The following is a 25,688-nucleotide window of genomic DNA, read 5'->3' on the forward strand; positions in this document are numbered from 1 at the left end:
GCGAGGGGCGGCGGCGGGGCGACCGGGCATGCCGCCCCGGGTGCGGCGATGGCCCGTCCGTCGATCCCGCCATGCAGGCCGACCGGCCGCCTCCCCCCGGCCGGCGATGGTCGGGGCGGCAGGCGGCCGGTCAGCGCCGCCCTCAGTTGTTGTCGTCGGGATGCGGGCCCTGCCGGTCGCCGGTATCCAGCGCGGCGAGGGCGCGCATGTCCTCGTCCGTCAGGTCCAGCTCCATCGCGGCCAGGTTCTCGGTCAGGCGGTCCGGGTTCTCCGTGCGGGTCAGGACGGAATTTCCCAGCTTCAGGTTCCAGGCGAGGATCACCTGCGCGGGAGAGGCGTCCAGCCGCTCGGCGATCGCGGTGACGGGCCCGGCCTCCATCGACGCGCCCCGGCCCAGCGGCGACCAGGACTGGGTGACGATCGACAGCTCCTCGTCGATCCGGCGCATGTGCTCCTGCGCGAGGCCGGGATGCAGCTCGATCTGGTTGAGCGCGGGGGTCATGCCCGTCGCCTCGATGATCCGGCGCAGATGCTCCTCCTCGAAGTTGGATACGCCGATCGAGGTCGCCAGCCCCTCTTCCTGCAGCTCGATGAAGGCCTCCCACGTCTCGAGATAGAGGTCGTTCTTCGGCGCGGGCCAGTGGATCAGCACGAGGTCGACCCGGTCGAGGCCCAGCCGGTCGAGGCTGCCCCGCAGGCAGTCCTTGGCCTTCTGCCGTCCCTGCTGGTCGTTCGGCACCTTCGTCGTGACGAAGAGCTCCTCGCGCGCGACGCCGCTCCGCGCGATGCCGCGACCCATCCCCTCCTCGTTCTGGTAGGCGGCGGCGCCGTCGATCAGGCGGAAGCCGTGGCCGATCGCGGCCTCGGTCATCTTCTCGGCCTCCTTCACCTGCCACAGGCCGTAGCCGAGGCGGGGGATCGTGTGGCCGTCGTTGAATTCGAGCGTCGGGCGGTCGAAACGCATCGGTCTTTTCCTTTTCTCCGTGACGGGGAGGAGCGCGCGAGCCCCGCCCGGGGTTCCGTTCCCGTCGCGGGGTCAGGGGCCGTGGCCCCGGGATGCCGGGGGCGTCGTCGCAGCGCCGATGCCCGCCCCTCGCGCGAGATCCGGGCCGCTCTGGCCGCCGGCCGGGCTTTCAGTCCCGCGCCACCCTCTGTCCGTCCGCGTCGAAGACATGGACCTGCCCCCGGTCGGGCGTGACGTGGAGCGTATCGCCCATCGCCACCTCCGGCTGGCCGGCGAGGACGGTCACGAAGGTCGTGCCCTCGGCCGTGACCGCGTGGACGACCGTCTCGGCGCCCAGCCTCTCGACCAGCTCGACCCGCCCCTCCAGCGTCTGCTCGCCGGCCTCGGCGAGGTGCATGTGCTGGGGGCGGATGCCGATGGTCACCTTGCCGTCCCGCGCCGCCCCGGGCCCGGTGTCGATCCTCAGCCCGCCCGGAAGCTCGGCCTGTCCGTCCCGCGCGGTGGCGGGGAAGAGGTTCATGTTCGGCGCGCCGATGAACCCCGCCACGAAGAGGTTGGCAGGCTGGTTATAGAGCCCCAGCGGCGTGTCCACCTGCTCGATCCGCCCGCCGCGCAGCACCACGATCCGGTCTGCCAGCGTCATCGCCTCCACCTGGTCGTGGGTGACGTAGATCATCGTGGTCGCCAGCCGCTCGTGCAGCTGGGCCAGCTCGGCCCGCATGGTCACCCGCAGCTCGGCGTCGAGGTTCGACAGCGGCTCGTCCAGCAGGAAGGCGGAGGGTTCGCGCACGATGGCCCGGCCGATGGCGACGCGCTGCCGCTGCCCGCCGGACAGCTGCGTCGGGCGGCGGTTCATCAGCTCGCCGATCTCGAGCATCCGGCCCGCCTCATCGACGCGGCGCGCGATCTCGGCCTTCGGCATGCGGGTGTTCTCGAGCCCGAAGGACAGGTTCTGGCGGACCGTCATGTGGGGGTAGAGCGCGTAGGACTGGAACACCATCGCCAGCCCCCGGTCGGCGGCGTTGACCCCGGTGACGTCCCTTCCGTCCAGCTCGATCGTCCCGCTGGTCGGCCGGTCGAGCCCCGCGATCAGGCGCAGCAGCGTGGACTTGCCGCAGCCCGAGGGGCCGACGAAGACGACGAGCTCGCCGTCCTTCACCGAGAGGTCGACGCCGTGGATCACCTCGATCCCCGCGAAGCTCTTGCGGATGTCCTTGAGGGAGAGGGTGGCCATTACTTGATCCCCGCGCCTGCGATGCCGGTCGTGATGAACCGCTGGAGAAAGACGAAGACGAGCACGACGGGGATCATCGTCACCACGGTCATCGCCAGGATGTAGTGCCATTGCACGTTCAGCTCGCCCGCATAGGAGTTGAGGCCGACCTGCAGCGTGTAGAGCTCGCGCCGGGACAGGACGATCAGCGGCCAGAGGAAGTCGTTCCAGCGCCACACGACCGAGAAGATGGCGAGCACCGCCAGCGCCGGCGCGGCGAGGGGCAGCACGATGCGCCAGTAAATCTGCCATTCGGAGGCGTGGTCCATCCGCGCCGCTTCCAGCAGCTCGTCCGGGATCGTCAGCATGTATTGCCGCAGCAGGAAGACGCCCGTCGGCGTCGCCACGGTCGGCAGGATGACCCCCCAGAGCGAGTTGAGCAGCCCGGTGAAGTTCACCACCGAATAGAGCGGCACGAGAATGACCGAGAGCGGGACCATCAGCGTCGCCACGATCAGCAGCATCACCGCGTCGCGCCCCCGGAAGCGGTATTTCGACAGCGCGAAGGCGGCCATCGAATTGGTCAGCAGCGTGATCAGCGTCGCCATCACGGTCACGAAGACCGAGTTCCACAGGAAGCGGGGAAAGTCGTTGGCGACCAGCGGCTCGACGTAGTTCCCGGTGGCGAAGCCGATGGACCGGATCGGCGTGCGGTCGGCGATGTTGACGTCGATCCGCGTCCCGGGATCGGCGGGGTCGACCATCTGGGAATTGGTGCCGATCCGCCGGATCTCGGCCAGCTCGGCGGTCGTGCCGTCCTCCAGCCTCGCGGTGTAGAGGGGCAGGGGATCGTCGTAGCCCTCCACCATCACCGTCTCCTGCGCGTAGGGCAGCAGGGTCGGGGGGAACTCGGCCAGCTGGGCCGGGCTCTTGAAGGACGACATGACGAGCCAGAGCGCCGGGCCGAACATCAGGATCGTTCCGCCGATCAGCCAGATCCAGGTGGCGATGTCGGTCCAGTGCCAGCGGCCGCCATGGCCGCGCCTCTGCCCGACGAACTGGCGGATGGTCATGTTGCTCATCGCTCGCCCGCCCGTTCGCTGCGGCGGCTGAGGGAGAGCTGCGCCAGCGTCAGCACGACCAGCACGGCCCCCATCACGATCGACGCCGCCGCCGCCAGCCCCGGATTGCGCAGGAGCGAGGCGAAGCCGACCTCGTAGATGTACTGCGTCAGGTAGAGGGTCGACGTGCCCGGCCCCCCGCCGGTCAGGACGAAGACCTCGTCGAAGATCTGCACGCCCCGGATCAGCGCCAGCACCAGCACCACGGCGAGGTTCGGTCCCAGCAGCGGCAGCGTGATCCGGCGGAACACGCGGGTCGGGGGCGTCGCGTCCATCTCGGCCGCCTCGTAGAGATCCTTGGGGATCGCCTGCAGGCCCGCCAGCAGGATCAGCGTGTAGAAGCCCATATGCGCCCAGGTCGACACGCCGATCGTGGCGACGAAGGAATAGAAGCGGTCGTTCAGCCAGACCTCGGGTTCCAGCCCCAGATTGACCATCATCAGGTTCAGCAGGCCCTGCCGCTGCAGGATCCACTTCCAGATCAGGCCGACCACGACCGGGGACAGCAGGACGGGAAAGAAGAAGACCGCGCGGAAGAAGCTGCGGCCGCGGATCTCGCGGTTCAGGATCAGCGCCGTGATGAGCGACACCGCGATCATCAGCGAGACCTGGAAGATGACGAAGACCAGCGTGTTCGACGCCGCGGTCCAGAACTGGTCCTCGCGGCAGGTCAGCGGCTCGAGGTAGTTCGCGCAGTCCAGCAGCCGGGCGTATTGCTCGGCGCCGACATAGGACCGGTCGCGCAGCAGGATGTTCGTCCCGGCGGTCGTGGAATAGACGAAGTTCAGCGCCAGCGGGATCAGCACGAAGACCCCGAAGATCGCCATGTTCGGCAGGAGGAAGAACGCGGCCATGCCGTTCAGGCCGGTCCAGCGCTGCCACAGCCGGAGCGGCGGATCGACGATCCGCGCCAGCAGGGTGAGGGGCGCCGTCACCACGGCGCCCGCCCGTTGTCCGAGGGTGCTCAACGCGGGCCCTTACTGGTTCGCGTTGGCGACGACGTCGGCGATGTCCTGGTCCATCAGCTCGCGCGCCTGATCCAGCGTGATCTCGCCCGCCATGGCCTGGCTGATGCGGGTGACGAGCGCGCCGTAATAGGCGTTCGCCCAGCGCCAGGCCGGCAGCTGGTCGGCCAGCGGCAGCGTCTCGCCCGAGGCCTGGACGAACCGGTCGAGCGCCGGAGGCACGTTCGGATCGTCGGACTGGAACTCGAGGCCGCCTTCTTCGACGATGCCGGCATGGGCGGGCAGGAACAGCGTCCGCTCGGAGAATTCGCGCACGATCTTCTCGCTGGCGAGCCAGTCCATCACCCGCGCGACCTCCTCGGGATGCTCGGTGTACTCGATCGCGACCAGCGCCGCGCCGCCGGCCAGGCCCGAGCAGCCCGCGGGCCCGCAGGGCGAGCCGATGGCGACCCAGTCGAAGGCGTCGCCGATCGTGGTCGACAGGTTCGCCACCTGCCACGAGCCGGAATAGAGCAGCGGGATCTGTGCGTTGATGAAATCGTCCGCGCCCGAGCGATAGGTCGTGCCCGCGGCCGAGACCCAGACGTCGGGCAGCTGCAGCCCCTCGTTCGTCCAGTTCACGAGCTTGGTCACGAATTCCATCGTGCCGTCGTCGATCGGGGCCGGCGAGCCGTCCTCGGCGATGTAGTTCGCCCCGAAGGAGGCGTTGGGCCCCGAGATCCGGTGGCCCGAGCGGTCGATGGCGAAGGCCGCGGCGGTGCCCTGGCTCTCCATCACCTGCGCCGCCGCCTCGACCCACTCGTCCCAGGTCGCGCCGTCGCCCGGCATCTCGACGCCCGCCTGCTCGAACAGGGTGGCGTTGGCGAAGCCGCCGACCATCGTCAGCTGCGTCAGGAAGCCGGGGATCGCGTCCGAGCCGTCCTCGCGCATCCAGTCGAAGCGGTTGCCGAAATTCTCCTCCCAGTAGGCCACCTGCTCGTCGGAGAGATAGGGCCGCAGGTCGAGCCAGTGCTGCGCCTGCTCCTTGAGGTTGGTCACGCGGGCGATGTCGGGGCCCCGGCCCGAGGCGAGCTGGATCGGCAGCTGCTCCTGGATGACCTGATAGGCGACGTTGTCGAGCACGACGTCGATATCCGGGTTCTCCTCCTCGAAGCGGTCGAGCAGGTCCTGCATGACCTCGCCCTCGATCCCGTCCGAGTACCACTGGATGCGGATCTCGGTCGGGTCCTGCGCGAGCGCGGCGCCGGCGAAGCCGGCGAGCGCCAGCGCGGCGAGGCTGGTGTGAAGAAGCTTCATGGGTGTCCTCCCTTGGCGGGGGCCTGCGGTCTTGGCGCCGCGCCGGTCCCCTCTCGATCCTGTCAGGTCCTCAGCGGGCCGCGCGGCAGGATCGTCCGCGTGCCCGATACCGTGATGTCCTCCGGCCGGATGCGGCGGCCCTCTCCCTCCACCGTGCCGTCGGGGTGGAACAGCACCATGCCGTAATCCGGGTCGTCGAGGGCGAGTGTTCCCTCTCGGTCCTCGGGGCGCAAGTGCATCAATCGCGCGGCGAAGTCGCCGCCGGCGACGGCGGCGCGGCCGAGGCGGACCAGCCACCAGCCGTCGAGGCCGGCGAGGCGCAGCTCGTTGCCCGCCGTCGGCCCCTCGCTCACCGCCTCCAGCGGTCCCGAGGCACGCAGCATCAGCCGGGCCGCCCCGGCCTCGGCCCAGGCGGTGTCGCCCTCGACGCGCGCGGCGTCGAAGGACGCGGCGGGAAACCAGGCATGGATGAAGGCGGGCTGCGGCGGCTGGCCGGCGAAGCGGACGATGGCGAGGTCGCGGTACTGCTGCACCCGCGGGACCGAGGCGCTGCCGCCCCAGTAGGAGGGGCGGCCGTAGCCCGAATGGATCACCTCGCCGGGATGGTTGATCCAGACCTGCGCGTTCGGATCGCTGCCCATCCGCAGCTGGAGCAGCGTCTCCTGGTAGCCCCAGTCGTACCAGCGGTAGGCCGTCGCCGTGCCGAGCGCGTAATCGGCGGTCTTGTAGTGGGTCAGCTTGGCGATCCGGTTCTGCCCCTGGGCGAAGGACCAGTCCTGCGCGTCCTCGCTGCGCCAGACGGCGCGGCTTGTCAGGTTGGGCAGATCTAGGTCGTGATCCCGCAGGCAGAGCGCGAGGCCCGGCACGCAGTGGAACCGGGCGCCGAAGCTGCCCGTGCCCCACAGCATCCGCGCCATCGCCGTCAGCTCATGGCTGCCGGCGGCGCGGAGCGAATGTTCGTAGCTGCGGCCCTGCGCCGCCGTCAAGACGCCGCGATGCGCGGAATTGGCGACGATCTCGACCAACCGGGCGATGGCCTTCGCGGCCCGGTCCCGCAGGTCCGCGTCGGGCGAGAGCGCCTGGATCGCCGTCAGGCCCTTGAGGTCGATGGGAAAGTACTGGCCGGAATTGAACTCGGCCATCTCCCATTGCTCGAAATGGTCGAACCAGGCGCGCAGCCGCTCGGCCCCGATGCGCGACTGCTCCGCCCCCGTCCGGCCCGAGCGCGCGAAGGTGGCCTCCGGCAGCAGGTGCCCGCCCAGATGGGCGGCGGTGTGGAAGAGCAGGGCGTGGTTCTCGGAGAAATACCACTGCACGTCGTTGCCGGGCTCGTCCATCCAGTAGCGGTAGCCGAGGATCGTGGCGTCGATCCGCGCACAGAGATCCGCCCCCAGAAGATCGCCGAAGCGGCTGCGGCCCCAGATCAGCGGCACCAGCGCGAAATCGGCGCAATCCCAGCAGGCGTCGATCCGGGGCAGCGTGTCCTCGATCATGCGGCGGGTCTCGTCACCGCCATCCCCGGTGGCGAGGCGGGCGAGCGCCCGGACCGTGTCGGATTCGCCGTCGCGGGCGATCACGGCCAGCGCCTCGTCGATGCGCCCCAGCAGGGTGGACGGGGCCGGACCCTGCCTTGTGGCGTGGCTGATCTCGGTGCCGAAGGTGCGCTCGGCGGCGAAGCCGTCCATCTCGAGCCGCACGGCGAGATGCCGGAAATCGGCGGGCAGGTCGTCCGCCGCGCCCACCTCGATCCGGGTGGCCCCCTCCGCGAGATCGACATGGACCGGGGGGTAGGGATCGTGGGACATGAAATCCCCCTCGACCCGGATCGTGGCCCTGGCCGGCCCCGGCAGCGGGGCGGCCAGGATCAGGGCGACCGTTCCGCCGTCGTAGCTGGCCCGCTCGACATGCATCCGCGTCAGCGCGTCCTCGACCGATGCCGCGCCGGTTCCCTGCACGTCGATCCCCTGCCGGGCGGCGGGGCCGGAGAGGTAGTCGAGCTGCACGTAGAAGCGTGCGTCCCGCTCGGCGAGGTCGTCGAAGACCACCTCCACCCGGTTCTCGCCCGGGACCAGATCGACCTCGACCTCGGCGCTTTCCTCGAAATTGCGCTTGTAGGCGGCGGTCCAGAGCACCTCCTGCCCGTTCACCGTCAGGATCGCGCCGCCGCAGGTGGCGAGACGCAGTCGCGCCCGGCCCGCCGCCTCGGCCAGGATCGTGCCGGTCGCCCGGGCCGCGACGCGGGTCGCGCGGAACCAGAAGCCGGACAGGTCCAGCCGGGGCGAGCCGAAACCGAGCCAGACCTCCTCCGCCGGGCCCGTCTGCAGCGGCTCGGGGCGGCGGCCCCGGAAGCGGGCGGCGAACTCGGTGCGGCAGGGATATTCGTGGGGGATGAAGTTCTTCTCCTTCGTCAGGAAGAAGAAGGGATCCATCTCGCCCTTCATCGGGCGCGGCTCGACGTCGAACTCCGCCGCCGCCACGGGCGAATGGCGCCAGAGCGTGAGCGGCGCGCCGGCGGGAAGGGGGCGGGTCAGGTGGGGCACGGGCGGCACTCTCGCTGGCTTCGGTATCGGGACGGTGACGGTCGGGACGGGATCAGACGAGGTCCCTGACCGCGACGGGCGACATCTCCTGGTAGACCTGGTTCTCGCCCGTCATGCCCCAGACGAAGGCGTAGGGCCCCGTGCCGCAGCCCATGTGGATCGACCAGGCGGGAGAGAGGACCGCATCTCCGGACGCGACGGTGAGGTGCCGGGTGTTGTCGGGCCGGCCCATGAAGTGGAAGACGCGGTCCTCCTCGGACATGCCGAAATAGACATAGGCCTCCATCCGGCGCTCATGCGTGTGGGGCGGCATCGTGTTCCAGACGCTGCCTTCGGCCGGATCCGTGATCCCCATCAGCAGCAGGCAGGAGGGCGAGACCTCGGGGTGGATGTACATCCGCAGGGTCCGCAGGTTCGCCTTCGCCGGATCGCCCATGGTGACGGCCTTGGATTCCGCCCGGGTGATGACCTTCGTCGGGTGGTCGACCTGCGCGGGGACGGAATTGAGGTAGAATTCCGCCGGGGTGCCGGCGCTGTCGCTCTCGAGCATGACCTCGCGCGCGCCGCGTCCGACATAGAGGATGTCGCGCGGATCGAGCCGGTGGGCCGTGCCGTCGACCGTGATCGTGCCCGCGCCCCGGCCGAGATTGGCGATGCCGCCCTCGCGCGCCTGGAACAGATGATCGGTCCCGACCTCCGCGCCGTCGCCGATCTGCAGCGCCCCGCCCGCCGGGACGATGCCGCCGACGATCATCCGGTCGACATGGGTGTAGCAGAGCCGCGCCTCGCCCGGGGCGAAGATCGCCGGGATCAGGTATTCCTCGCGCAGATCCTCCTGCGTCATCGAATCCATCATCGCGGGCGAGCCGCCGTAGCGGGTGGTCCAGGTGGTGGTCATCGGGATCTCCTGTGATCGGCGGGGGAGGGGGCGCTGCCCCCGCTGCCTGCGGCAGCCCCCCGGAGTATTTCGGGCAAGATAAGAGCGGGATCAGGTCGGGGCGCGCGCGGCCTCTGCGAGGCAGAGCATGGCGAGGGCCTGGCCGTAGCCGGTCGGCTGGATCGGGATGTCGCGGTAGAATTGCAGGTCGTGGCCCATCCGGGTGCCGTAGCTGACGCCCTGCACCACGCCTTCAGCGTCGATGCGGGAGAGCACGTGATCCGCGCCGCGCAGGCCGGCCGCGCGCGCCTCCTCTCCCGCGAGGCCCAGGCGGGCCGCCTTCATCAGGCCGTAGGCGATGCCGGCCGTGGCCGACGTCTCCTCGTAGCTGGTCGGATCGTCGAGCAGCGTGCGCCAGGCGCCGGACGCGGTCTGGAGCGGCAGGAGGGCGGCGATCTGGGCCTGCAGGACGCCCTGCAGGTAGGCGGCGACGGAGGGGGAGAGGTCGCAGAGTTCGGGCAGGTCGACGAGGCCGGCGGTGATCCAGGCATTGCCGCGCGCCCAGCGGGCGCGGGCGAAGTTGTGCCGCCCCTCGAAGGTCCAGCCGTGGAACCATAGGCCCGTCGCGGGGTCGGCGAGGTAGCGCGCATGGACGAGGAACTGCCGCTCCGCCTCGTCCACCAGAGCGCGGCGGCCCGAGACCTGGCCCCAGGCGGCGAGGAAGAGGCCGACCATCACCAGCGTGTCGTCCCAGAGCTCGCCCGGGTTCACCCTGTCGGAGACGTCGTGCTGGAAGCCCCCCTCCTCGGTCCGGGCGGCCTCGCGCGTCAGCCGGTCCGCCCAGTCGTCGAGCGCGGCCCGCCAGTCCGGCCGCCGCTCGTCCTGCCACAGAAGGGCGAGAGCCAGCATCGGCGCCGTCGTGTTGACGTTGAGCGGGGGCAGGCCGCGCTCGAGATTGTGCGCGTAGTAGCGGGAGAGCTCGGCCTTCAGCGCGTCGTCCCGCCGCTCCTGCCAGAGCCGGACGAGGCCGTAATTGCCGACCCCCTGCGGCCATTCCCAGCCGAGGAAGCTGATGTAGTCGCTGCGGCTGCCATCGAGATTGGGCTCGTCGAACCGGCCCTCGTCGGCGAGGCCGGTCAGGCCCGTCACGAGGCGGTCGAGCGCGGCGCGCAGGGCGGCGTTGTCTGGCATGGGGCTCCTCCGGTCGCGGCGGACCCTGCGGCGGCGCCCCCCGCGCGGTCAAGACCCCGCTTGACCCCGGCCCGGCGGACGGGGATGTCGGGGCGAGCCGAGGGGGAGGATGCGATGCGGGCGCTGGTGCTGGAGAAGGTGGGGCAGCTGTCGCTGCGGGAATTCCCGATCGAGGAGAGGCTGGGCCCGCGCGACGTGCGGATCGACCTGAAGGTCGTCGGGATCTGCGGGTCCGACCTGCATTACTACACCCACGGCCGGATCGGCCCCTTCGTCGTCGAGGCGCCGATGATCCTCGGCCACGAGGCGGCGGGCGTGGTGACGGAGGTGGGCGCCGAGGTCGCGCATCTGGTCGTCGGCGACCGCGTCTGCATGGAGCCGGGGATCCCCGATCAGACCAGCCGCGCCGCGCGGCAGGGCATGTACAACGTCGACCCCGCCGTGCGCTTCTGGGCGACGCCGCCGGTCCACGGGATCCTGCGCCCGTCCTGCACCCACCCGGCGGATTACTGCTTCAAGCTGCCGCAGGACGTGAGCTTCGCCGAGGGCGCGATGGTGGAGCCGCTGGCCGTGGGCGTGCATGCCGCGACCAAGGCGCGGATCCGGCCCGGCGACACCGCGCTGGTGCTCGGCGCGGGGCCGATCGGCCTGCTGACCGCGATGGCGGCGCGGGCCGGCGGCTGCGCGCGGGTCTGGGTGGCCGATCTCGACGCCGCCAAGCTGGAGATCGCGCGGGGCCTCGGCTTCGATCCGATCGACGTGGGGCAGGGAACGCCGGCCGAGACGATCCTGCCCGCGACCGAGGGCTGGGGCTGCGACGTGGTCTACGAGGCGACGGGATCGCCGAAGGCGGCGGCGGGCGTCTTCGCCCCGCTGGCGCCGGGCGGCTGCGTCGTGATGATCGGCGGCCAGTCCGAGCCGGTGCCGTACGACGCGGGCGCGGCGATGGTGCGCGAGGCGCGGGTCGAGAACATCTTCCGCTACGCCCATGTCTTTCCGCGCTGCGTGGCGATGATCGCGAGCGGGGCGATCGACGTGAAACCGCTGATCACCCGCACCTTCGCTTTCGAGGACAGCGTGGAGGCGTTCGAGGTCGCGGCCAGCGCGCCGAAGGGCGACGTGAAGATGCAGATCGCGTTCTGACCGGGGCGGGCCGGGTGGGCTGGTCCCGCCGTTGTTACGGGGCCGGGCCCGGCGGGACGGCCCCAGACGCCGGCCGGGACCCTGCGGGCCGGGGCGCCCGCAGGCCCCGCATGGCCCCGGGGCGCGACCCCATCGGGGCAGGACATGTGCGGCCGGACCTTGGGTATGTGGTCCGCGCGCGGCCCGCTCGGCCGGCGGCCGTCCGAGGCCCCGGGCCGGGGCGGGGTCACGCGCCGCCCATCAGCCCGGCAAGGTCGGTCAGGTTCGAGATCGTCGCGTCCGGCCCGAGCGCGGCCAGCGCGTCGGCGAGGCCCGAGGGCCGCATGTGCGCCCCTCCGGTGAAGGCGATGGCGCGCATGCCGGCGGCCTGCGCGGCCATGATCCCGGCCGGGCTGTCCTCGATCACCCAGGTCCGCTGCGGCAGAACGCCCATCCGGGCGGCGGCGTGCAGGTTCAGGTCCGGGGCCGGCTTGCCGCGCGCCACCTCCACCGCCGAGAAGACCCGTCCCTCCACCAGCGGCCAGAGCCCCGTGACCCGCAACCCGTGATGCAGCCGCTCGGGGTCCGAGGACGAGGCGACGCAGCTCTGGCAGGGAAGCGTGGCCAGCACCTCCGCCGCGCCCGGCATCGCGGCGAGGTCGCGGTCGAACCGGGCGAGCAGGCGGTCGCGGTTCAGCGCCTTCACCGCCGGGGTCAGGGCGAAGCCGCGCTCGCGCGCCAGCCAGTCGGTCGCATGGCTCGAGGACCGGCCGAGCAGGTGTGCATAGCCCTCGGCCGGGCTCATCGGGCAGCCGCTCTCGGTCAGGGTGGCCGTCAGCACCTCGACGGCCATCACCTCGCTGTCGATCAGCACGCCGTCGCAATCGAAGATGATCAGGCCGGGGGGCATCATCGCGGCGCAGGCGTCAACCGGCGAGATAGGCGTCGAGCGTCGCCTCCGTGCCGTCCGCCCAGAGCAGGCGCAGCCAGTGGCCGAACGCCTCGGCGAAGGGGGCCGCGTCGGCCAGGTCGCCGTAGATCGCCCGCTGCTCCAGCCAGGCGCGGGGGCGGGCCTTCGCCTCGATCGCCACGGCCTGCAGGGCGTCCCAGTTCGGATCGTTCGGCGCGATCTCGGCCCCGCTGTCGGTCGTGCCGGCGCAGTAGCGGCACCAGAGCGCGCTTTCGAGCGCGAGGCCGGTCACGGATCCGCCCGCCTTCAGCGCGTCGCGGAGAGTGGGGAGGATGAACTTCGGCTGCCGGTTCGACCCGTCGAGGCAGAGCCGCCGGATCGTGTCGCCGATCTTGGGGTTCGAGAACCGCGCCTCGATCGTGTCGAAATAGGCGGCGGTGTCGGTGTCCGGCACGGGCGGGACGTTCGGAATGATCTCCGTCTCCTCCAGCTTGCGCAGGAAGGCGCGGATCCTGGGATGCTCCATCGCCTCGTGGACGAAATGCACGTCCATCAGTCCGCCGGGATAGGCGATTGCGGCATGGCCGCCGTTGAGGATGCGCAGCTTCATCAGCTCGTAGGGGGCGACGTCGGGGACGAACTGCACGCCCACATCCTCCAGCGCCGGACGGCCGAGGGGGAACGCGTCCTCGAGCACCCATTGCGTGAAGTCCTCGCAGAAGACCGGCCAGCCGTCCTCCACCCCGAACTCGGTCCGCAGGATCTCGCGCTCGCGCTCTCCCGTCGCGGGGGTGATGCGGTCGACCATGGAATTGGGGAAGGCGACGTTCCCCTCCACCCAGTCGGCGAAGGCGGGATCCGACAGCCGGGCGAGGCCGGTCAGGGTGCGCCGCGTCACCGCGCCGTTATGGGGGATGTTGTCGCAGCACATCACGGTGAAGGGCGCGATCCCCGCGTCGCGGCGGGCCCGCAGGCCCTGCAGCATGAGGCCGAACACCGTCTTCGGTGCGTCCGGGGCGGCGGCGTCGGCGACGATGGCGGGATGCGCCGCGTCGAAGGCATCGTTCGAATCGAGGAAGTAGCCTCCCTCGGTGATGGTCAGCGACACGATGCGGATCGCCGGGTCCGCCAGCTGCGCCACGATGGCCGGGCCGTCGGCCGGCGGCACGAACCCGGCATAGGAGCCGATGACCCGGGCGGCGCTGCGCCCCGCCTCCTGCTCGACGAGGGTGTAGAGCCAGTCCTGCCCCTCGAGCACGGCGCGGCCCTGCGCCTCGCCGGCGAAGACGCCCGCCCCGACCAGCGCCCAGTCGTGGTCGCGCCCCGTGGCGAAGAGCGTGTCGAGATACATCGCCTGGTGGGCGCGGTGGAAGTTGCCGACCCCGAAATGGACGATGCCTGGGGTCAGGACGGACCGGTCGTAGCCGGGGGCGGTGACGGTGGCGGGCAGGTCGGACAGGGTCGCGGCGGACAGGCGGATCGCCATGGATTCCTCCGGGCAGGGGCGTTGCGTGGGGCGGGGCTCGGCCCCGGCGGGGGAGGGGGCGGGCGGATCAGGCGATCCGCAGCCCCTTCCGGTCGAAGCGGTGGATCTTGTCGGCCTCGGGGGTGAGGTAGACGGTGTCGCCGTGATGCAGGTCGACCTCGCCGCCGGCGCGGACGGTCAGCGTCTCGGCCAGGCCCGTGTCGTGGACGTGGAAGAACGTGTCCGAGCCGAGATGCTCGCTGACGCCGATGCGGCCCTTCCAGGTCCCCTCGGTTCCCGAGACGGCGATATGCTCGGGACGCACGCCGATCGTGTGCGCCTCGTGCCTCGCCGCCTCGGGCCCCTCGATCAGGTTCATCCTGGGAGATCCGATGAACCCGGCGACGAAGAGGTTGCGCGGGGTGCGGTAGAGTTCCAGCGGCGAGCCCACCTGTTCGATGTTGCCGGCGCGCAGGACCACGATCTTGTCCGCCATGGTCATCGCCTCGACCTGGTCGTGGGTGACGTAGACCATCGTCGTGGCGAGGCGCTTGTGCAGCTCGCTGATCTCGAGCCGCATGCCCACCCGCAGCGCGGCGTCGAGGTTGGAGAGCGGCTCGTCGAAGAGGAACGCGGCCGGCTCGCGCACGATGGCGCGGCCGATGGCGACGCGCTGGCGCTGCCCGCCCGAGAGCTGGCCCGGCCGGCGGTCGAGATAGTCCGTGAGGTTCAGCGCCTTGGCCGCGCCCTCGATCCGGCGGGCCTGTTCGTCCTGCGGCACGCCGGCCATCTTCATCGGGAAGGCGATGTTCTTGCGCACGGACATGTGGGGGTAGAGCGCGTAGGACTGGAACACCATGGCCAGCCCCCGCTTCGCCGGCGGCACCGAGGTCGCGTCGGACCCGTCGATGTCGATCCGGCCCGAGCTCACGTCCTCGAGCCCCGCGATCAGGCGCAGCAGCGTGGACTTGCCGCAGCCCGAGGGGCCGACGAAGACGACGAACTCGCCGTCCTCGATCTCCAGGTCCAGCGGCGGGATGACCTCGACGTCCCCGAACCGCTTCGTCACCTTGTTCAGCGTGATGCGTCCCATGGGTCCAATATCCCTTATTTCACGGCGCCGAAGGTCAGGCCCCGGACGAGTTGTTTCTGGCTGAACCAGCCCATGACGAGGATCGGCGCGATCGCCATCGTCGAGGCGGCGGAGAGCTTGGCGTAGAACAGGCCCTCGGGCGAGGAATAGCTGGCGATGAAGGCGGTGAGCGGGGCCGCGTCGATCGTGGTCAGCGTCAGCGTCCAGAAGCTCTCGTTCCAGGCCAGGATGATGTTGAGCAGGATGGTCGACGCGATTCCGGGCACGGCCATCGGCGTCAGCACGTGCACGATCTCGCTGCGCAGGGTCGCGCCGTCCATCCGCGCCGCCTCGAGGATCTCGCCCGGGATCTCCTTGAAGTAGGTGTAGAGCATCCAGACGATGATCGGCAGGTTGATGAGCGTCAGGATGAAGACGAGCGCCACCTTGGTGTCGAGCAGGTCCAGCTCGATCAGGACGAGGCGGATCGGGAAGAGAACGCCGACGGCCGGCAGCATCTTGGTCGACAGCATCCAGAGCAGCACGTCTTTCGTGCGCTTGCCGGGGACGAAGGCCATCGCCCAGGCCGCGGGGATCGCGATGACGATGCCGAGCAGGGTGGACCCCACCGCGATCACCACCGAATTCCAGAGATAGCGCATGTAGTCCGACCGCTCCTGCACGAGCGTGTAGTTCTCCAGCGTCCAGGACCCGTCGAGCACGCGGGGCGGGTCGATGGCCTGCGCCTCGGAGTTGAAGCTGACGAGGATCGTCCAGAGGATCGGGAAGAAGAGGGTGAAGGCGATGAGGTAGACCACGATCGTGGTCATCGCCTTGCGCTGGGGAGAGACGGCGCGGGCCATGTTCGGGTGCTCCTTACGCGTCCAGGTTCTTGCCGACGATGCGCATCAGGAAGATGGCGACGATGTTGGCGAGGATGACCGCGATGATCCCGCCCGCCGATCCGAGGCCGATGTTCTGGCTCTCGATCACGCGCTGGTAGATCAGGTAGGTCAGGTTCTGCGTGCCGAAGGCGCCGCCGGTGGTGACGAAGATCTCGGCGAAGATCGCCAGCAGGAAGATCGTCTCGATCAGGATGACGATGGTGATCGCCCGGGCGAGGTGCGGCAGGATCATGTACCAGAACCGCGCCACCGCGCCCGCCCCGTCCATCTCGGCCGCCTCCAGCCGCTCGCTGTCGAGGGACTGGATCGAGGTGAGCAGGATCAGCGTGGCGAAGGGCAGCCACATCCAGCTGACGATGACGACGATCGAGAACAGCGCGTAATCGGTCAGCCAGACCACCGGATCGGCCCCGAAGAACCGCCACAGATAGGCGAGCAGGCCGTTGTCCGGGTTCATGATGAGGTTCTTCCAGACCAGCGCGGACACGGTCGGCATGACGAAGAACGGCGCGATGACGAGGATGCGCGCCACGCCCTGCCCCCAGAAGGGCTGGTCGAGCAGGAGGGCCAGGAAGATGCCCCCGATCACCGTGATGGCGAGGATGCCGCCGACCATGATCAGCGTCGTGATGACCGCATCCTGGAAGGAGGAGGAGGTGACGAAGCGGGCGTAGTTCTCGAAGCCCACGCAGCAATCGAACGTGCCGCGCTGCGGCCGGTAGTCCATGAACGAGAACCAGAGCGTCAGGCCGAGCGGGACCAGCATCCAGATCAGGAGCAGGACCACCGAGGGCGCCATCATGAATCGCGCGGCGGATCTCGAATGCTGGGTAGCCATCTGGGGTGTCCCTGTCGCGGAAGGGGTGTGGATTCTTGATCTTCTTGGGCGGCGGTCCGTCAGCCCGGTCCGTCGTCGCCGGTCTCGGACCGGGGGGCGGGCGGGCCGCCCCCCGGCAGAGCGATCGGGAGGCGCGGCTCAGTAGCCGGCCGCCTCGATCTCCTCGGTCGTGTAGTCCTGGGCCTGGGCCAGCGCGTCCTCGACGGACATCTGGCCCGCCAGCGCCTCGGAGAAGTACTGGCCGACCTGCGTGCCGATGCCCTGGAATTCGGGGATCGCGACGAACTGGACGCCCGTATAGGGAACCGGATCGACCGTCGGGTTGGTCGGATCGGCCGCCTGGATGCTCTCCAGCGTCATCTGCGCGAAGGGCGCCGCGTCCAGGTAGTCCTGGTTCTCGTAGAGCGAGGTGCGGGTGCCCGGGGGCACGTTCGCCCAGCCCTCGGTCTCGGCCACGAGCTCGGCATAGGCGGGGTTGGTCGCCCAGTCGATGAACGCCTTGGCCGCGTCCTGCGCGTCGGACGAGGTCGGGATGGCCAGCGACCACGCCCAGAGCCAGTTGCCGCGCTTGCCGAGGCCGTTGTCGGGCGCCAGCGCGAAGCCCACGCTGTCGGCGACCTGGCTGTCATCCGGGTTCGTCACGAAGGAGGCGGCGACGGTGGCGTCGATCCACATCCCGCAGCGGCCCTGCTGGAACAGCGACAGGTTCTCGTTGAAGCCGTTGTTCGGCGCGCCGGGCGGGCCGTACTCGGTCAGCAGGTTGACGTAGAAGTTCAGCGTGTTGGCCCATTCCTCGCTGTCGAACTGGGCCTGCCAGTCCTCGTCGAACCAGCGGGCGCCGAACGAGTTGCCCATGGCCGTGAGGAAGGCCATGTTCTCGCCCCAGCCCGGCTTGCCGCGCAGGCAGATGCCGTAGACCTCGTTCTCGGGGTCGTTCATCGCGGCCGCGGCCTCTTCGATGAAGTCCCAGCTCGGGGCGTCGGGCATCTCGAGCCCGGCCTCTTCCATCAGGTCGGTGCGGTACATCACCATCGAGCTCTCGCCGTAGAACGGCGAGGCGTAGAGCGAGCCGTCATAGGACAGGCCGCCCGCGATGGAGGGCAGCAGGTCGTCGGCGGCGAAGCCCTCGGGCATGTCGTCGAGCGGCACGAGCCAGCCGCGCTCGGCCCAGATCGGAACCTCGTAGGTGCCGATGGTGACGACGTCGTACTGGCCGCCCGACGTGGCGATGTCGGTCGACACGTTCTGGCGGAGCACGTTCTCCTCGAGCGTCACCCATTCGAGGGTGATGTTCGGGTTCGCCTCGGTGAAGTCGTCGGTCAGCCCCTGCATCCGGATCATGTCGCCGTTGTTCACGGTGGCGATGGTGATCGTGACGGGGTCGTCCTGCGCGACGGCGAGCGTCGCGGCGGCGCAAAGGGCGGTGGCGCCCATCAGGGCGCGGGTCAGGCTTTGCATGTCTTTCCTCCCGGTATGAGCAATTGCCAAGCTCCCGAGCATTTGACACATCGCCCCATGCGCGGTCAACCGGGCAGCCATGCGCACGCAGCATGGATGCCGCGTTGCAGCGATCTCAATCCTGCTTGGGGATCGGGCGATCCGGGCGCACGCCGCCCGCGGGTCAGGCGTTTTCGAGCAGCGCGCGCGCCGTGTCCTCGTCGGTGACGAGGCCGGTGATCAGCCGCCCCGCCATCGCGCCGCGAATCGGGCCGACCTTGTCCGCCCCCCAGGCCGCCGCGATGGTCGGGCAGGGCGGGGCATGCGGCGTCTCGGCGCTGCTGACGCGGGCGTTGATCTCGTCCTGCAGCGGCTCTCCCGCCGCGTCGTAGACCCGTCCGATCACCTCTCCCACCGCGCCCTTGGCAAGAAGACGGTCGCGGTCGGCGGGCGTGAGGAACCCGTCGCGCACCAGCGGCGCGTCCTCGCCCATCGTGCCGATCCCGATGAACCGCACGTCCGTCCGCTCGGACAGGGCGCGGGTGGCGGCGAGCGTCTTCTGCCCGATCAGGGCGTCGCGCTCCTCCGTCGTGGCGGCGATGACGGGCAGGGGAATGGGAAAGGTCGCCGCCGTCACCCGGTCCGCGACCGAGAAGAGCACGTTGTAATAGGCGGTGGAGCCGTCGGGGGCGATGTTGCCGGTGAGCGAGACGATCTTGTGCTGCGCGCAGTCGATCTGCGGCAGCAGGTCCACGGCCGTCTGCAGGGTGCGCCCGGTCCCCAGACCGATGACGATGGGATCGGGCCGGGCGAGCCAGCGCTCGATCTGGGTGGCGGCGGCCGTGCCGACGGCGGCATGGGTCGCGCCGGGGCCGAGGGTCGGCACCACGTCGCAGGCGATGCCGTAGCGGTCCGCGATCCGGCGCGACAGCTCCATGCAGGCGCCGATCGGATGGTCGATCCGCACCTTCACCAGCCCGGCCGACACGGCCTGGCTGACGAGGCGCTGGGCCGTCTGGCGCGACACGCCCATCAGGGCCGCGATCTCCTCCTGCTTCAGCCCGCTGATATAGGACAGCCAGGCCGCGCGGGCGGCATCGTCGAGCTTGCGGTCGGTCGTCATGGTGATGTTTCCCTCGCGCCCTTCCGCGGGGCGCGGGCGCAAGGGTAGGCGAGGCGCGCCGCCCGGTCCACCGGGCCGGGTTTGCCCAGGGCGTCCCGGCTTCCTATGTTGTGCGCAGGGCGCAGGCGACGGGGCGCGCATCTCGCGATGCCGAGGGCGCGGCGACCCCGGACGATCCTGAAGCGAGAGGCCCTGATGCGAGGAGGCGCGACGCATGGCAGGCGGATGGTCCCGCGACGGCGCGGTGAACGAGCAGATCGAGGCGTCGATCTCGGACGAGCTGGCGCGGATGCGCGCCCGCCGCGCCCCGCAGGGCGAGAGCGCCGAGGACTGCGCCGAATGCGGTGAGCCGATCCCCCAGAAGCGGCGCGAGGCCCTACCGGGGGTGAAGCTCTGCGTCGACTGCGCCTCGGGGCGCGACCGCCGCCAGGTCGCGCGGGGCGGCATCAATCGCCGCGGATCGAAGGACAGCCAGCTGAAGTGACTGCTGCGGGGAGGATGAGCCGCAGCGGCTAGTCCTTCCGCCCGTCTTCGTAGAACGGCGTCATCTGCGCGATGATCACCGAATTCTCCGCCCGCGCGCGGTCCATCAGGGCGCGTTCCTCGTCGGCGATGTCGTGCCCCTCGGCCAGCCGTTCCTCCAGCGTGCCGTAGCCCGACACGTCGAGCGGGGCGAGCCCGGCCTGCTTGAGGATGGCGACCGTCTCGCGCACCGCCTCGGCCTCGTCCACGCCGGAGGCATAGCACATCAGCGCGGCGCCGGTGGATCCCTCCGGCAGGTCGTCGCCCCGGCGCCGCCCGACCTCGACCAGCAGAGTGTAGACATGCTGCGGACGCGGCGTCCGGCGCGGCTTCTCGCTCTTTTCTGGCATCACGTCCCGCCTTGCTGGCCCTTGTCAACGGCTCGTTAATCCCTCGCGGATAGGAAGAACAAGTCCCCCGCAGGCTGGGTTTCGCCGTCCTGCCGGGGGTGCGGCGCGGATCGGCGGAGCGGTCCGTCGTCGACGTGCATCTCGCCATCGCGGGTCACGGCCTCGTGACGGTCGATGGCGCGCGGGCGGAAATGCTGCTGCCCCGCCCGAACACGGCCCGTCTCCCGGGGGCGGAGGGGCAGAGGGCCCTGCGGGCGGCCTGCGGCGCGGGCCCGGACCGGGCGGGCGCCCCGCCCGCCCTCGCTGCGCCGCCGCGCGGCGGAGGCGTTGTCGCGGGACTGGCCCGGGCGGATCGCGCGGCAGGATGCGGGGGCGAGGGCCGACCGATGGGCGCTGAATGTCGAAGGGCCCGCCGCTGTCGCGACGGGCCCCTGACCGGCCCGGGGCCGGGATGTCTGGAGAGATCAGGTCTTGCGGCGGACCAGCCGCGCGATCCAGATCAGGAGGCAGGCGCCGATGAAGCCGGCGATGAGAGAGCCGATCCAGCCATAGGTCGTGGTATCGAAGAAGAGCCCGAGCAGGAAGTTGAACACGATGGCACCGATGATCCCGAGGATGATGTTCATCAGGATGCCCATGTTCGACTTCATGAACTGTTCGGCCAGCCAACCGGCGATGCCGCCGATGATGATGGCCGCGATCCAACCCACTCCGTTCATGACGTTAGTCCTTTCGTCCCGTTTGCAGCGGCGGACCTCTATCGGTCCGTCCGTATCGGGCTCATAACGCGATTGTCATCTGTTCGGTTCCATCGCGCGGCGCGGAACCCGTCGCGGCGCCCCGGGTCGGCGCCGACGGTCGCGGGCCGGTGGTTCGGGGGCCGGTGGATCGGGGGCCGGGGGATCAGTCGCGCAGCAGCTCGTTGATGCCGGTCTTGGACCGGGTGCGCTCGTCGACGCGCTTGACGATCACCGCGCAGTAGAGGTTCACGCCGTTCTTCGAGGGCATCGAGCCGGCGACGACGACGGAATAGGGCGGCACCTCGCCATAGAAGTTCTCTCCCGTCTCGCGGTCGACGATCTTCGTCGACTGGCCGAGGAAGACGCCCATGCCGAGGACCGATCCCTCGCGCACGATCACGCCCTCGACCACCTCGGACCGCGCCCCGATGAAGCAGTTGTCCTCGATGATCGTCGGGCCCGCCTGCATCGGCTCGAGCACGCCGCCGATCCCGACGCCGCCGCTCAGATGCACGTTCTTTCCGATCTGGGCGCAGGAGCCGACCGTCGCCCATGTGTCGACCATCGTGCCCTCGTCCACGTAGGCGCCGAGGTTGACGAAGGACGGCATCAGCACCACGCCCGGCGCGATGTAGGCCGACCGGCGCACCACCGCGTTCGGCACCGCGCGGAAGCCCGCGGCGCGCCACTGGTTGTCGCCCCAGCCCTTGAACTTGCTGTCCACCTTGTCCCACCAGCCGCCGCCCTGCGGCCCGCCGGCATGCTGCTCCATGTCCTTGATGCGGAAGCCCAGCAGCACCGCCTTCTTGGCCCACTGGTTGACGTGCCAGGTGCCGTCCCCCCCGCGCTCGGCCACCCGAAGTGTACCGGCGTCGAGCGCGTCCAGCGTCGCCTCGATCGCCTCGCGCGTCTCGCCCCCGGTCGTGGGGGTGATCTCGGCACGGGCCTCCCAGGCGGCTTCGATCGCGGCTTCGAGCTGGGCGTGGGGCATGGCGGTCTCCATCGGCGGGGTGGTCCGCCCGTCCCCTAGCCGACCCGGGCGCCCCCGTCCATCACGCGGGATGGGCCAGCACCTCGGCGAGGATGCGGTGGATCATGGCGAGGAAGGCGGGGTTGCCGCGCCGGTAGAACGGGATGCCCATGCAGGCCATGGCCAGCGCATGGGCCCGGCCCCGCGCCAGCGCCGCGGGGTCCGGGCGCAGGGCGGCGGCCAGCGCCGTGCGGCCGGGGACGCCCAGCACCGTCCAGCCCGCCATCAGGTCGCGGGCCGGGTCGCCGCGCGAGAGGCCGCCCCAGTCGATCACGCCCGACAGCGCGCCGCCCCGCACCACGAGGTTGAGCGGATGCAGATCGCCATGCACAACCACGGACGGGCCGCCATGGCGGGGCAGGGCCATCGCCGCGTCCCATTCGGCCTCCAGCCGGCCCCGGTCGCCTTCCCCGGGGCGGAACTCGGCGATCTGGGCACGCACGGATTCGTCCTGCGCGGCGAGGCTGCGCGAGGGCGGCAGCGCCCCGGCCCCCGGCAGGGCCTGGAGGGCGCGCATCATTCCCGCGAGGGCGCGGCCTGCCGCCGGGTCGTCCCGCGGCGGCGCGTGATGGGCGCTGTCGCCCTCCAGCCAGTCCTGGATCGTCCAGGGATGGGGAAAGCCCGGGCCCGGCGCCCCGGCGAAGCGAAGGCGCGGCACGGCCAGCCCGGGCGGGCGCAGGGGGGCGAGACCCGGCAGCCAGTGCCGGTCGGTCGCGACCTGCCGCACGCCGCACTCCCGCAAGGGCAGCCGCAGCACCGCCCTGGGTCCCAGCCGGAACAGGGCGTTGTCCGTCCCGCCCGGGACCGGGGAAACGGCGCCCCGTCGAGGAAGGCAGGGGCCTGCGCGGCGACGAGGGCGCGAGCGGTCGCGGCGGTCGGGGGCGGGGGGAGGGGGCGCATCGGACGGTCCTGTCGTGTCGCGCCGCATCCATGCGGCCTGCATGGCGTTTACACGCCGCCGCGGTTCCGGCACACCGGCGCCGCCCTGATCCCGGAAGACGCACATGCCCGACATCCGCCGCCCCCACGATGCCCGCCGCCACCCGCTGCGCGACAGCCGGTCCGACAGGCAGGCGACGCAGCACATCCCCGACACGCCGCAGACGCGCTCGCCGACCTATCGGCTCGCCTTCGCGGACGAGGATTTCCTGACGCGCGAGGACCTGCGGCCGGTCCGGCTGCAGCTGGAACTGCTCAAGCCCGAACTGGCGATGGATGCGGCGGGCGTGACTTCGACCATCGTGCTCTTCGGCGGGGCGCGCATCCCCGAGCCGTCGAAGGCGGCGGGCGCCCGGACCGAGACGCTGGGCCGGCTCTCGGCCTATTACGAGGAGGCCCGCCTCTTCGCAGAGAAGATGACCCGCCTCTCGATGGAGACGGGCGGCCACGAGAACGTCATCGTCACCGGCGGCGGCCCCGGCGTGATGGAGGCGGGCAATCGCGGGGCGCAGGATGCGGGCGGCCGGTCGATCGGCCTCAACATCGTGCTGCCTCACGAGCAGGCGCCGAACCTCTTCGTCACGCCGGAGCTGTGCTTCAACTTCCACTACTTTGCCATCCGCAAGATGCATTTCCTGATGCGGGCCGCGGCGATCTGCGTCTTTCCGGGCGGGTTCGGCACGCTGGACGAGCTGTTCGAGGCACTGACCCTGATCCAGACGGGCCGCATGGCGAAGGTGCCGGTCCTGCTGTTCGGCCGGGACTTCTGGGAAGGGATCGTCAACTGGGAGGCGCTGGCCGAGGCCGGCACGATCAGCCGCGTCGATCTCGACCTCTTCGCCTATGTCGAGACCGCGGACGAGGCGATCGCGGCGATCGAGAGCTGGGCGGGCAAGGGCGAGATCCGGCAGGACATTCCGGGCCGCGAGCCGCCGGTGAAGGAAGAGCGGACGGGCGACTAGGCCGGGGATCAGCCGGGACGGGGCGGCCCCGGCCGGTCCGGCGAACTGGGCGCCCGGGGCCGGCTCGCCCGGCGCCCCGGGGCGTCAGGCCGCTTCCAGCGCCGCCGCCCGCCGGGCGAGGCCCGCCGCCACGGCGGTGAAGGCCGCCGTCTCGACCGGTTCGGCCGCGGTGCAGAGCGCCTCGGCCCGCCCCCGCAGCGCGCCGAGCAGGGCGGAGCCGCCCACGTAGACGAGATGCGTCACCTCCTGCGGGCGCACGCCCGCATGGTCCAGCGCCTCGCGGGCGCCCGCCTCCACCGCGTCGGCCATCGGGGCGAGGTCGCGCTCCAGCCGGCCCGGGTCCAGCGGCGCGCCGAGGCCGGACTCGACCAGCGACAGGTCCAGCTCGGCCGCCCCGGCATTGGCCGCGATCTTGCCGTCCTCGACCTGCATCGCCAGCTCGAAGCCAAGCTGGTCCTCGAGCACGCGCTGCCAGCGGGCGAAGAGCTCGGGCCGGTCGGCCAGCTTCGTCCAGCGAGCGGCCTCGCGCATCATCTGCGGGGTCTGCAGGAAGCCGATCTTCTCCCATGTCGCCATGTCCTGGAACGGGGCCTGCGGGGCAGGGAAGAGATCGCTTCCGAGTTCGGCATGCAGCAGGCCCCCCATGCCGAGGCGCGGCATGACATGGGCGAGGCTGACGAGCCGGTCGGCATCGGTGCCGCCGACGCGCACGCCGTGGCTGGCGATCACCTCGGGCACGCCGTTCCGCGCGCGGAACAGGGTGAAGTCCGACGTGCCGCCCCCGATGTCGAAGACGAGGCCGAGCCCCTCGCCGATCCCGGTCGCCAGCACGGCGGCCTCCGGCTCGGGCAGCCATTCGACCGTCTCGAACCCGGCGGCGCGATAGGCGTCGGTCAGGTCGAGCGCCGCCTGCGCGTCGCGCGCGGGATCGTCCTGGAACCGGACCGGCCGGCCCGCGACGACGCGGGTGAAGCGGCGCCCCTCCGCCGCCTCGGCCCGCGCCTTCACCAGTGCCAGCACCTCGCCCACGAGGTCGACGAGGGTCATGCGACGGTTCAGCAGCTGCCGCGTCTCGCGCATCAGCGGCGTGCCGAGCACGCGCTTCAGCGCGCGCAGGAACCGCCCCTCGCGCCCGTCGGTCAGCGCGGCCACCGCGTCCGAGCCGAACAGCATCTCTCCTCCGTCGAAGTCGAGGAACACGGCCGAGGGGATGGAATCGCGCCTCGGCTCCAGCTCGATCAGGCGCGGGGCATCCCCCGCCATGCGCGCGGCGGCGGTGTTCGAGGTGCCGAAATCGATGCCGATCCAGTCCGTCATGGCGGGCCTCTCCCCTCGCGGAAAGCCGCGGTCGATACGCAAGGCGGCCCCGCCGGTCAAGCCGCGGCGCGGCCCGCGTTCCCGGGCGCCGGCATCCGCCTTTCGTGATCTCGCCGGGCAGGGGCGTTGGCACGCCCGTCCGCAGGGCGTATCTGTGTGCCGACCGGGGAAGTCGCGCACCTGTCCGCAGAAGAGAGACCACCATCCATGACATCGTCACTTCGGGGAATGGCCCGGGCTGCGGCCCTCGCCGCGACGGCCGTCGTCGCGGCCCTGTCCGCCGCCGCGCCCGCCCGCGCCCAGCAGGCCGACGCCGCGAACGGCGAGACGCAGTTCAACCGCCAATGCGTGGCCTGCCACGTCGTCCGCAGCCCCGACGGGCGCACGCTGGCCGGGCGCACCGCCGAGACCGGCCCGAACCTCTACGGCGTGGCGGGGCGCCAGCCGGGCAGCCTGCCCGGCTTCGTCTACGGCGATGCGCTGGTCGCCTACGGGCAGCGCGGCACGAGCTGGGGCGAGGGGAACTTCACCGCCTACATCCAGTCGCCCACCGGCTTCCTGCGCGAGGCGCTGGACGACCGGCGGGCCCGCGCCCGGATGGCCTACGAGGTGCGCGATCCGGCCGATGCGCGCGACATCTGGGCCTATCTCTCGGGGCTCCCCTCGGGCTGAGGCCGGGGACGGGGCGCCGGGCCCCGGGTCTGTCAATCGGCCGTTAACCCCGGTATCCTCCGATACGAAGAGCCGGGGGGCGCAGAGGCGCCCCCGCAAGGGCCACACCCCCTGTCA

The 25,688-nt window shown here is 71.0% G+C and carries 24 protein-coding genes; 4 read left to right on the forward strand and 20 right to left on the reverse strand.

Going from position 1 to position 25,688, the window contains the following annotated elements; all coding sequences use genetic code 11:
• Positions 1-142: 142 nt before the first annotated feature.
• The 8 genes from BUE30_RS09860 to bglB all read right to left on the reverse strand — a co-directional run bounded on the left by BUE30_RS09860 (position 143) and on the right by bglB (position 10,167).
• Entirely contained in the window at positions 143-964 is an 822-nt protein-coding gene (locus BUE30_RS09860) for an aldo/keto reductase (protein ID WP_073329443.1), read from the reverse strand.
• Between the two features lie 169 nt (positions 965-1,133).
• A complete protein-coding gene (locus BUE30_RS09865; RefSeq protein WP_073329446.1) occupies positions 1,134-2,198 on the reverse strand; it encodes an ABC transporter ATP-binding protein in 1,065 nt (354 codons plus the stop codon).
• Positions 2,198-3,259 carry a carbohydrate ABC transporter permease gene (locus tag BUE30_RS09870; RefSeq protein ID WP_073329449.1) on the reverse strand — a complete coding sequence of 354 codons (1,062 nt, stop codon included), beginning with the start codon at positions 3,257-3,259 and terminating at the stop codon, positions 2,198-2,200. Before BUE30_RS09870 ends, BUE30_RS09865 begins: the two co-directional genes overlap by 1 nt.
• A complete protein-coding gene (locus tag BUE30_RS09875; RefSeq protein WP_073329451.1) occupies positions 3,256-4,266 on the reverse strand; it encodes a carbohydrate ABC transporter permease in 1,011 nt (336 codons plus the stop codon). The genes BUE30_RS09870 and BUE30_RS09875 overlap by 4 nt, the downstream gene beginning before the upstream one ends.
• A gap of 9 nt (positions 4,267-4,275) precedes the next feature.
• Entirely contained in the window at positions 4,276-5,559 is a 1,284-nt protein-coding gene (locus BUE30_RS09880) for an ABC transporter substrate-binding protein (RefSeq protein WP_073329454.1), read from the reverse strand.
• Positions 5,560-5,621: 62 nt separating this feature from the next.
• A complete protein-coding gene (locus tag BUE30_RS09885) occupies positions 5,622-8,099 on the reverse strand; it encodes a PA14 domain-containing protein (protein WP_212590714.1) in 2,478 nt (825 codons plus the stop codon).
• A gap of 52 nt (positions 8,100-8,151) precedes the next feature.
• Positions 8,152-8,997 (reverse strand): 5-dehydro-4-deoxy-D-glucuronate isomerase, encoded by an 846-nt coding sequence (kduI, locus tag BUE30_RS09890; RefSeq protein WP_073329459.1) that lies wholly within the window; start codon positions 8,995-8,997, stop codon positions 8,152-8,154.
• Between the two features lie 90 nt (positions 8,998-9,087).
• Positions 9,088-10,167, reverse strand: coding sequence for a beta-galactosidase BglB (bglB, locus tag BUE30_RS09895; protein ID WP_073329461.1), 1,080 nt, complete (start codon positions 10,165-10,167; stop codon positions 9,088-9,090).
• Between the two features lie 114 nt (positions 10,168-10,281).
• On the opposite strand from bglB, the gene BUE30_RS09900 reads away from it, so the two are divergent.
• Positions 10,282-11,310 carry an NAD(P)-dependent alcohol dehydrogenase gene (locus BUE30_RS09900; RefSeq protein ID WP_073329464.1) on the forward strand — a complete coding sequence of 343 codons (1,029 nt, stop codon included), beginning with the start codon at positions 10,282-10,284 and terminating at the stop codon, positions 11,308-11,310.
• 226 nt (positions 11,311-11,536) lie between these two features.
• Here BUE30_RS09900 and BUE30_RS09905 read toward each other — a convergent pair whose 3' ends face one another.
• The 7 genes from BUE30_RS09905 to BUE30_RS09935 form a co-directional block, all read right to left on the reverse strand.
• Complete coding sequence (locus BUE30_RS09905) at positions 11,537-12,202, reverse strand: HAD family hydrolase (RefSeq protein ID WP_244526326.1); 666 nt, start codon at positions 12,200-12,202, stop codon at positions 11,537-11,539.
• 13 nt (positions 12,203-12,215) lie between these two features.
• Entirely contained in the window at positions 12,216-13,685 is a 1,470-nt protein-coding gene (locus tag BUE30_RS09910) for a mannitol dehydrogenase family protein (RefSeq protein WP_073329466.1), read from the reverse strand.
• Between the two features lie 67 nt (positions 13,686-13,752).
• Entirely contained in the window at positions 13,753-14,757 is a 1,005-nt protein-coding gene (locus BUE30_RS09915; protein ID WP_073329469.1) for an ABC transporter ATP-binding protein, read from the reverse strand.
• 14 nt (positions 14,758-14,771) lie between these two features.
• Positions 14,772-15,599, reverse strand: coding sequence for a carbohydrate ABC transporter permease (locus BUE30_RS09920; RefSeq protein ID WP_073329471.1), 828 nt, complete (start codon positions 15,597-15,599; stop codon positions 14,772-14,774).
• A 13-nt stretch (positions 15,600-15,612) separates the two neighbouring features.
• Positions 15,613-16,479, reverse strand: a complete 867-nt coding sequence (locus BUE30_RS09925) for a carbohydrate ABC transporter permease (RefSeq protein WP_073329475.1) — start codon at positions 16,477-16,479, stop codon at positions 15,613-15,615.
• A 138-nt stretch (positions 16,480-16,617) separates the two neighbouring features.
• On the reverse strand, positions 16,618-17,937 hold the full coding sequence (locus BUE30_RS09930; RefSeq protein ID WP_073329477.1) for an ABC transporter substrate-binding protein: 1,320 nt from the start codon (positions 17,935-17,937) through the stop codon (positions 16,618-16,620).
• A gap of 163 nt (positions 17,938-18,100) precedes the next feature.
• On the reverse strand, positions 18,101-19,039 hold the full coding sequence (locus BUE30_RS09935; RefSeq protein WP_073329480.1) for a sugar-binding transcriptional regulator: 939 nt from the start codon (positions 19,037-19,039) through the stop codon (positions 18,101-18,103).
• 214 nt (positions 19,040-19,253) lie between these two features.
• Here BUE30_RS09935 and BUE30_RS09940 point away from each other — a divergent pair, with 214 nt between their 5' ends.
• Positions 19,254-19,523 (forward strand): DksA/TraR family C4-type zinc finger protein, encoded by a 270-nt coding sequence (locus tag BUE30_RS09940; RefSeq protein ID WP_073329483.1) that lies wholly within the window; start codon positions 19,254-19,256, stop codon positions 19,521-19,523.
• Between the two features lie 28 nt (positions 19,524-19,551).
• On the opposite strand, the gene BUE30_RS09945 is transcribed toward BUE30_RS09940, so the two are convergent.
• From BUE30_RS09945 to BUE30_RS09960, 4 genes are all read right to left on the reverse strand, one after another.
• Positions 19,552-19,911 (reverse strand): hypothetical protein, encoded by a 360-nt coding sequence (locus BUE30_RS09945; RefSeq protein WP_073329487.1) that lies wholly within the window; start codon positions 19,909-19,911, stop codon positions 19,552-19,554.
• A gap of 464 nt (positions 19,912-20,375) precedes the next feature.
• Positions 20,376-20,630 carry a GlsB/YeaQ/YmgE family stress response membrane protein gene (locus tag BUE30_RS09950; RefSeq protein WP_073329490.1) on the reverse strand — a complete coding sequence of 85 codons (255 nt, stop codon included), beginning with the start codon at positions 20,628-20,630 and terminating at the stop codon, positions 20,376-20,378.
• Positions 20,631-20,814: 184 nt separating this feature from the next.
• Positions 20,815-21,642, reverse strand: coding sequence for a 2,3,4,5-tetrahydropyridine-2,6-dicarboxylate N-succinyltransferase (dapD, locus tag BUE30_RS09955; RefSeq protein WP_073330303.1), 828 nt, complete (start codon positions 21,640-21,642; stop codon positions 20,815-20,817).
• Between the two features lie 61 nt (positions 21,643-21,703).
• Positions 21,704-22,768 carry a phosphotransferase gene (locus tag BUE30_RS09960; RefSeq protein WP_083601345.1) on the reverse strand — a complete coding sequence of 355 codons (1,065 nt, stop codon included), beginning with the start codon at positions 22,766-22,768 and terminating at the stop codon, positions 21,704-21,706.
• Between BUE30_RS09960 and BUE30_RS09965 the strand changes: the two genes are divergently transcribed.
• Positions 22,686-23,582 carry an LOG family protein gene (locus BUE30_RS09965; protein ID WP_073329493.1) on the forward strand — a complete coding sequence of 299 codons (897 nt, stop codon included), beginning with the start codon at positions 22,686-22,688 and terminating at the stop codon, positions 23,580-23,582. The two genes, BUE30_RS09960 and BUE30_RS09965, sit on opposite strands and share 83 nt — an antisense overlap.
• Before the next feature lie 84 nt (positions 23,583-23,666).
• Here the strand turns inward: BUE30_RS09965 and BUE30_RS09970 are convergent, their stop codons facing one another.
• The gene (locus tag BUE30_RS09970; RefSeq protein WP_073329496.1) at positions 23,667-24,899 is read right to left on the reverse strand and encodes an Hsp70 family protein; all 1,233 of its coding nucleotides are present in this window, start codon (positions 24,897-24,899) and stop codon (positions 23,667-23,669) included.
• A 207-nt stretch (positions 24,900-25,106) separates the two neighbouring features.
• Between BUE30_RS09970 and BUE30_RS09975 the strand changes: the two genes are divergently transcribed.
• The gene (locus BUE30_RS09975; protein ID WP_244526327.1) at positions 25,107-25,571 is read left to right on the forward strand and encodes a c-type cytochrome; all 465 of its coding nucleotides are present in this window, start codon (positions 25,107-25,109) and stop codon (positions 25,569-25,571) included.
• Positions 25,572-25,688: the final 117 nt, after the last annotated feature.

The sequence above is a fragment of the Wenxinia saemankumensis genome, from assembly GCF_900141735.1.
In the GTDB taxonomy this organism is placed as follows: Bacteria; Pseudomonadota; Alphaproteobacteria; order Rhodobacterales; family Rhodobacteraceae; genus Wenxinia; species Wenxinia saemankumensis.

Coding starts and splice junctions, on each gene's coding strand:
- BUE30_RS09900 (WP_073329464.1), top strand. CDS start 10,282: ATGCGGGCGCTGGTGCTGGAGAAGGTGGGGCAGCTGTCGCTGCGGGAA.
- BUE30_RS09920 (WP_073329471.1), bottom strand. CDS start 15,599: ATGGCCCGCGCCGTCTCTCCCCAGCGCAAGGCGATGACCACGATCGTG.
- BUE30_RS09945 (WP_073329487.1), bottom strand. CDS start 19,911: ATGCCAGAAAAGAGCGAGAAGCCGCGCCGGACGCCGCGTCCGCAGCAT.
- BUE30_RS09905 (WP_244526326.1), bottom strand. CDS start 12,202: ATGATGCCCCCCGGCCTGATCATCTTCGATTGCGACGGCGTGCTGATC.
- BUE30_RS09975 (WP_244526327.1), top strand. CDS start 25,107: ATGACATCGTCACTTCGGGGAATGGCCCGGGCTGCGGCCCTCGCCGCG.
- BUE30_RS09860 (WP_073329443.1), bottom strand. CDS start 964: ATGCGTTTCGACCGCCCGACGCTCGAATTCAACGACGGCCACACGATC.
- BUE30_RS09930 (WP_073329477.1), bottom strand. CDS start 17,937: ATGCAAAGCCTGACCCGCGCCCTGATGGGCGCCACCGCCCTTTGCGCC.
- kduI (WP_073329459.1), bottom strand. CDS start 8,997: ATGACCACCACCTGGACCACCCGCTACGGCGGCTCGCCCGCGATGATG.
- BUE30_RS09935 (WP_073329480.1), bottom strand. CDS start 19,039: ATGACGACCGACCGCAAGCTCGACGATGCCGCCCGCGCGGCCTGGCTG.
- BUE30_RS09925 (WP_073329475.1), bottom strand. CDS start 16,479: ATGGCTACCCAGCATTCGAGATCCGCCGCGCGATTCATGATGGCGCCC.
- BUE30_RS09865 (WP_073329446.1), bottom strand. CDS start 2,198: ATGGCCACCCTCTCCCTCAAGGACATCCGCAAGAGCTTCGCGGGGATC.
- BUE30_RS09950 (WP_073329490.1), bottom strand. CDS start 20,630: ATGAACGGAGTGGGTTGGATCGCGGCCATCATCATCGGCGGCATCGCC.
- BUE30_RS09960 (WP_083601345.1), bottom strand. CDS start 22,768: ATGTGCTGCGTCGCCTGCCTGTCGGACCGGCTGTCGCGCAGCGGGTGG.
- BUE30_RS09940 (WP_073329483.1), top strand. CDS start 19,254: ATGGCAGGCGGATGGTCCCGCGACGGCGCGGTGAACGAGCAGATCGAG.
- BUE30_RS09970 (WP_073329496.1), bottom strand. CDS start 24,899: ATGACGGACTGGATCGGCATCGATTTCGGCACCTCGAACACCGCCGCC.
- BUE30_RS09915 (WP_073329469.1), bottom strand. CDS start 14,757: ATGGGACGCATCACGCTGAACAAGGTGACGAAGCGGTTCGGGGACGTC.
- BUE30_RS09910 (WP_073329466.1), bottom strand. CDS start 13,685: ATGGCGATCCGCCTGTCCGCCGCGACCCTGTCCGACCTGCCCGCCACC.
- BUE30_RS09880 (WP_073329454.1), bottom strand. CDS start 5,559: ATGAAGCTTCTTCACACCAGCCTCGCCGCGCTGGCGCTCGCCGGCTTC.
- BUE30_RS09965 (WP_073329493.1), top strand. CDS start 22,686: ATGCCCGACATCCGCCGCCCCCACGATGCCCGCCGCCACCCGCTGCGC.
- bglB (WP_073329461.1), bottom strand. CDS start 10,167: ATGCCAGACAACGCCGCCCTGCGCGCCGCGCTCGACCGCCTCGTGACG.
- BUE30_RS09870 (WP_073329449.1), bottom strand. CDS start 3,259: ATGAGCAACATGACCATCCGCCAGTTCGTCGGGCAGAGGCGCGGCCAT.
- dapD (WP_073330303.1), bottom strand. CDS start 21,642: ATGCCCCACGCCCAGCTCGAAGCCGCGATCGAAGCCGCCTGGGAGGCC.